We start from the raw sequence: 1,834 nt of genomic DNA, 5'->3' as shown, positions 1-1,834 counted from the left end.
GAAAGATATTGTGTAGTAACATAGGGGAGGAAAAATCATGAGTGAAAAAACTTATAATTCATCACCAACTAGTACGACTGTTGGTGTACATGGTGGAAAAATCAATTTATTAAATCAAATCTTTGAAATGTTAAACGAACGTGGTTTCGTGATTCAAACAGATCAGCACATTTTAAGAGATTACCCAATTTTAGCAGATACTCATTGGGAAGGAAGGAAAGGCGATTTATTATTTAAATCAAAAATCTATCCTGCCGGATTCAGTTTTAAGTTCTACCAAGAAATTAATACGAAAAATTCAAGTGGTGGTTACTACGATTTCGATAAATTTGAAAGAATGCCTTACTTAATTCGTTGCCAGTATATTCTTGTAAGAAAATACATTTGCGAAATATTAGACGCAGCTGGATACACAAATGTAGCAAAGCCAGTGCTAAAATACGCTTTTGATAAAGTGATGTATGCAATAAAAGATAGTTGGCATTACAAAGAAGGCAAGGAACTACCTGAATATGAAATTGAATCTTACAACGCTAAAGACAAAGATGGTAAGCGATTAAAGAATGGACAGGTCAAGTATTTCCGCGATCACAAAGGGCGTTTACAACGCGGGACGATTTATCACAACATCAATAACATGTGGTGGGTTGTTCTAAATAAATTTGAGTACACGAACGAAGCAGCATTTAAATTCTTTGATATATCGCCAGAGCAATTACCTAAAAAACGAGTACAAAGCAAAGTAATCCCACAGCGTATTCGAGTTAAGAAATTACGTGAAAAATACAAATCATTAGGGCTTAGTTATGAAAAATTAAATGAAGAGCATATTCAGATGCTTCGAATTTTCTTAACAAAAGAGTTCGAAATTTTCGGAAGTGATATGAAATTAAAATTATCTGTACCGCGAAAAAAAGATATAAAAATCTTAAAGCGTACAGGCTTACAATACGCTGTGATTCAAGTAGACGGTTATTATTTCAGCAGACGTGAAGCAATCACCTTCAACTCAGATGGATTTATAGGCTTTGCTGGGTGGGCATGCGATTACAGTACAACACCATTCGTGAATGCATTTGAAAAATGGCTTGATTGGTTGGTAGAAACGGCTGAAATAGCAGCATGAAATTCTTCTCATTGAGATTTAATCGAAAGAGCTTGTACAGTACGAAAGGGGAATGGATATGAATTTAACAAAATTATTTGCAACACAGGCAGCGTTAGACGAGCACATCATGCAGGAGCATCCAGAATTACGAGGGCAGAACAATCTTGATTGGAAGCTGTTAGCGCTTCAAGTTGAGCTAGGTGAATGTGCTAATGAATGGCGAGGGTTTAAGAAGTGGAGTAAGGACCAGGAGCCGAGAGTGTATGTACCAAATCCTAAAGATCCTTGTGAAGAATGCAATGGTAAAGGTTATTTTGATACGCACAAGCGATTAAAGGATTGGATTTTTTGTGAAAACTGCGATGGTTGCGGCTATCACTTCTATAATCCTTTGCTCGAAGAATACGTTGACTGCTTGCATTTTATTTTGAGTATTGGGTTGGAATTAGGTGCTCATAATTGGATGAAACTTAACCAATATCCAGTACCTGATGAAAATGGCAGCATTACATTACAATTCCTAGACGTACATTCTAAAACACTAAAAGTAGGCGAAGAAATTATTCGAATGGAATTAGAGCCAAAAGAAATTAGAAATATGTTTACAAAAGCATTTGAAAGCTTTTTACAGCTTGGTACAATACTCAGCTTCACACAGGAACAGGTCGAAGAAGCTTACTACGCTAAGAATAAGGTCAACCATGAACGCCAATTAACAGGGTATTA

2 protein-coding genes are annotated in these 1,834 nt (G+C 36.1%); both read left to right on the top strand.

What is annotated here, in order from left to right; all coding sequences use genetic code 11:
• Positions 1–37 precede the first annotated feature (37 nt).
• Positions 38–1,126 (top strand): hypothetical protein, encoded by a 1,089-nt coding sequence (locus tag NSQ74_RS23385; protein ID WP_340826655.1) that lies wholly within the window; start codon positions 38–40, stop codon positions 1,124–1,126.
• A 58-nt stretch (positions 1,127–1,184) separates the two neighbouring features.
• Positions 1,185–1,834 (top strand): dUTP diphosphatase (locus NSQ74_RS23380; protein ID WP_340826654.1); only part of this gene is annotated, 650 nt, incomplete at its 3' end.

This window comes from Lysinibacillus sp. FSL W8-0992, assembly GCF_038008685.1.
GTDB lineage: Bacteria > Bacillota > Bacilli > Bacillales_A > Planococcaceae > Lysinibacillus.
The sequence above is the reverse complement of the archived record's forward strand: the minus strand, read 5'-3'. Positions and strand labels throughout refer to the sequence as shown.